We start from the raw sequence: 4161 nt of genomic DNA, 5'->3' as shown, positions 1-4161 counted from the left end.
CAATGTCGCCGATGACGCCGGCCTGGAAAAGGCGACCGGCCTGATGACCCGCCACGGCGCCATTGCCGACACGATCGGACGCGCGCGCCATTTCGGCGAGATTGCCCGCGACGCGCTGGCGCCGCTCGAAGCGACGCCGCAGAAATCGGCGCTGATCGACGTCATCGATTTCTGCATCAGCCGGGTCAACTAAAGGCTGGACTTTCGCGACGCTATCTCTGGCCTGCGCTAAGAGGAAGTTTAGGAATTCGGTCCCGCCGTCTCGACAAGCCGCCCTGCCGCAAATTATCTATAAAACATGGCAAAGGGCACAGACGACACCATCGCGGTGCGCATCAGCAAGGTTCTGGCGGACCGCATCATTTCCGGTGCGATCGAGCCGGGGGCCAGGCTTCGGCAGGATCACATCGCCGAGGAATTCCAAACCAGCCATGTTCCGGTGCGCGAGGCCTTCCGCCGCCTCGAGGCGCAAGGGCTGGCCATCGGCGAACCGCGCCGCGGCGTGCGTGTCGCGTCTTTCGACCTGGGCGAGGTCAAGGAAGTCGCCGAAATGCGCGCCGCCCTTGAAGTGCTGGCGCTGCGCCACGCGGCGCCGCATCTGACATCGGCCATTCTCGATCTCGCCGAGGAGGCGTCCAAGGCTGGCGACAAGTCCCGCGATGTCCGGTCGTGGGAAGAGGCCAACCGCGCCTTCCACCGCTTGATCCTGTCGCCATGTGGCATGCCGCGCCTGCTCGCCACCATCAACGATCTGCACGCGGCAAGCGCCCGTTTCCTGTTCGCGGCATGGCGCTCGGAGTGGGAGACACGCACCGATCAGGACCATCGCGCGATCCTCGCCGCCTTGCGGCAGGGAAACACCGAATCGGCGGCCGTCACACTGGGGCGGCACGTCCAATGGATTGGCCGCAAGCCGGTCAGGACGGCTTCCGGAACGACGCGCGAAGCCTTCGCCATCGTAGGTTAGACGGCCTCCGCCAAAGCCAGGGCTTGCAATCTCCAGGGAAGTGTGGATTCGATAATAGATCGAAAACAGAAATTATCTATAATTTGAAATCGATCGAAGGAATCCCAATGACAGACGTCGCATTCTCGTCCAGCAAGCCGTCGTTCAGCCCGCTCCGGCTCCAGGATCGTTCTCTTGCCTGGCAGATTGGAGCCGTTGTGCTCGGCACCCTGTTCCTGGCGCTGTCATCCTACGTCGAAGTGCCGATGGTGCCGGTCCCGGTGACGATGCAGACCTTCGCCGTGACATTGGTCGGCGCGCTCTATGGCTGGCGGCTTGGCGCGCTCACCATCGCCGCCTGGCTGGTCGAGGGTGCGGTCGGCTTTCCCGTTCTGTCCGGAGGGGCAGCGGGTGCGGCGCATTTCGTCGGGCCGACGGCTGGCTATCTCTTCGCCTTCCCGCTTGTCGGCGCACTGGTCGGCTGGCTGGCCGAACGCGGCTGGAACGGCAAAAGGGTGATGCTTGCCTTCGTCGCCATGCTGCTTGGCAACCTTGCCTGCCTTGTGCTGGGCACAGCATGGCTTGCCGTCATGATTGGAGCCGAACAGGCCGTTACCTTCGGCTTCCTGCCGTTCATCGTCGGCGGCTTGCTCAAGTCGGCGCTGGGTGCCGCGACGCTCATGGCGCTTCGCGGCGGCAAGGCCAAGCTGGTCAATCCGTGACGATCAGGCTGCGCGCCCATCACCTCCTTTGCCTGCTCACCTATGTGGGCAAGGGATACAGCCCCGCCTTCACCGCCAATTATGATCGCGTAGCGGAGCGCCTGAGCCGGGGCGAGGACGTCCTCCTCGTTTCCGGCCCAGACGATGTCTGCGCCCCGTTGCTCGACGAGCCGGAACCGCACTGCCTCAACGAGAGCGTCGTCGAGCGGGACCGGCTCGCCGCGCAGGACGTGGAAGAATTGTTGGCACGGCCAATCCAGGTCGGCACCTGTGTTGATCTCGACACGGCGATGCTGGGCCGGATGCGGCAGGCGTTTTCGGCTGGCCTTGTACGCAAGGCCTGCGGCGGCTGCGAATGGAACGAACTGTGCAGCACGATAGCGGCCGGCGGCTACAGCGACACGCTGGTGCAACGGTCTGCCTCGCCAGGCAAGGGCTGATATTGGCCCGAGCCTTGGCGGTCGAAGCGGAGCCTCAGCGTCGAATCTGTGATATATTCGGCGCCGCGTAGGGCCATGGCCGAAATCCCAAGAGCGGAAAATTGGTGCCTGTCGCCATGATTTGTTAATCGGGTGCCCGGATTGTGAATTCGAGGCGGATTGAAGCGCGACCCCAAAAAGGCCATGCTTTGCCTGGAAAGATCGAGTCTACGCCGATCCCGCTGACGCGGAGATGGCGCCTGGCTGAAAGGGATACGATGCGGCAAGGACGTGCGCGCTGGCTGACAAGGCTGGCAATTGTGACAGGCATGGCGATCTCGGCTTTGCCGGCCTATGCCAAGCAAACCACCGAACCGGTCAAGATCACGTCGTTTTCGGGCGCCTATCTGGCAGCCCGGATCGCCGAAGGCGATAACGACCTCGACAGCGCCATCGCCTACTACAAGCAAGCATTGGCCTTCGACCCGAGCGACACCGGCCTGCAGCAGAGCCTGATGCTGTCGCTGATCGCGCAAGGGCGCTTCGACGAATCCCTGGTCTATGCCGACAAGCTCAAGGAAGTGCCTGACATCGAGCGTTTCTCTCGGCTGGCGCTCGCCGTCGATTCCTTCCACAAGAAGGATTTCACCAAGGCGCAGTACTGGCTCAAGCTGTCGCTGGAATCCGATCTCGACCGGCTGATCTCCGGGGTGATGTCCGGCTGGGCGCAGCAAGGCGCCGGCGAGCCTGCCGATGCGATGGCGTCCATCGACAAGCTGCAGGGGCCGGATTGGTTCGGCCTGTTCAAGTCGTTCCACCGCGCCCTGATCGCTGATGCATCCGGCATGCCCGAAAAGGCCGAGGCGATCTACGCCGCGACCATGCAGGATACCGCCGCCGGTGGTGCCGCTCCCGAAACCTGGATGCGCAACGCCCAGGCCTACGCCTCGTTCCTGGCCCGCAAGGGCGACAAGACCAAGGCGCTGTCGGTGCTCGATCAGGCCGAGGCGTTTTCGCCTGGCAAGCTGGAAATCGTCGCCTTGCGCGACCGAATTGCAAAAGGCGACAAGATTGCGCCCCTGGTGGCCGGCCCATCCGATGGCGCCTCCGAAATCCTGCTCGACCTCGCCACCGCGCTCAACCGTGGCGGCGGCGAGCCCTTCGTGCGCCTCTATCTGCAATATGCGCTTGCTTTGAAGCCTGATAGCGACGCTGCCCTTGTGCAACTCGCTGCCGTGTCCGAGCAATTGAAGGACGGCGAAGGCGCCATCGCGCTCTATCGCCGGATCCCCGCCGGTTCGCCGCTGAAGGAGCTTTCGGACCTGCAGCTCGGCCTCAACCTTGCCGATCTCGACCGTCACGAAGAAGCGATCACTCATCTGAAGGCTTTCGTCGACGCCCATCCCAATGACATGCGCGCCTATCTGGCGCTCGGTGGCGTCTATTCCTCGAAGGAGGATTTCCGTTCGGCCGCCACACTCTACGACAAGGCTGTCGAGGCGCTGAAGACGCCGACCGCAGCCAACTGGAACATCTTCTACCAGCGCGGCATCGCCTATGAGCGCCTGAAGGAATGGCCCAAGGCCGAGCCGAACTTCCGCAAGGCGCTGGAACTGTTCCCCGACCAGCCGCAGGTGCTGAATTATCTCGGCTATTCCTGGGTCGACATGAACATGAATCTCAAGGAAGGGCTGGCGATGATTCAAAAGGCCGTCGACCTCAGGCCGAGCGACGGTTACATCGTCGATTCGCTGGGTTGGGCCTATTTCCGCCTCGGCAGGTTCGATGACGCGGTGCGCGAAATGGAACGCGCCGTGTCGCTTAAGCCGGAAGATCCGGTTCTCAACGATCACCTCGGCGACGCCTACTGGCGCGTCGGCCGCAAGCTGGAAGCCACCTTCCAGTGGAACCAGGCTCGCGACCTGAAGCCGGATCCCGATGTGCTGGCCAACTTGCAGCAGAAGCTGATGAAGGGCCTGCCGCCGATCGAATCCAACACGGCGCAGGAGACCCCGAAGGTCAAGCCGGAGCCGGTGCCCGCCCCGAAGGGATGAAGTCAGCCATTTGAATTCAA

4 protein-coding genes and 1 pseudogene are annotated in these 4161 nt (G+C 63.1%); all 5 read left to right on the top strand.

Annotated elements, in window-relative coordinates:
• Positions 1 to 193, top strand: a pseudogene (locus ENZ75_RS23410) (polyprenyl synthetase family protein); the annotation flags it as partial.
• Between the two features lie 105 nt (positions 194 to 298).
• On the top strand, positions 299 to 967 hold the full coding sequence (locus ENZ75_RS23405; RefSeq protein ID WP_063167653.1) for a GntR family transcriptional regulator: 669 nt from the start codon (positions 299 to 301) through the stop codon (positions 965 to 967).
• 107 nt (positions 968 to 1074) lie between these two features.
• The gene (locus tag ENZ75_RS23400) at positions 1075 to 1668 is read left to right on the top strand and encodes a biotin transporter BioY (RefSeq protein WP_063167654.1); all 594 of its coding nucleotides are present in this window, start codon (positions 1075 to 1077) and stop codon (positions 1666 to 1668) included.
• Complete coding sequence (locus ENZ75_RS23395) at positions 1665 to 2108, top strand: DUF1284 domain-containing protein (protein ID WP_063167655.1); 444 nt, start codon at positions 1665 to 1667, stop codon at positions 2106 to 2108. Before ENZ75_RS23400 ends, ENZ75_RS23395 begins: the two co-directional genes overlap by 4 nt.
• A gap of 257 nt (positions 2109 to 2365) precedes the next feature.
• Positions 2366 to 4141, top strand: a complete 1776-nt coding sequence (locus tag ENZ75_RS23390) for a tetratricopeptide repeat protein (protein WP_063167656.1) — start codon at positions 2366 to 2368, stop codon at positions 4139 to 4141.
• Positions 4142 to 4161: the final 20 nt, after the last annotated feature.

The sequence above is a fragment of the Mesorhizobium sp. M7A.F.Ca.CA.002.04.1.1 genome, from assembly GCF_004022805.1.
Classification (GTDB): Bacteria; Pseudomonadota; Alphaproteobacteria; order Rhizobiales; family Rhizobiaceae; genus Mesorhizobium; species Mesorhizobium ciceri.
Note: the sequence above shows the minus strand (reverse complement) of the source record. Positions and strands in the feature narration are given on the sequence as shown.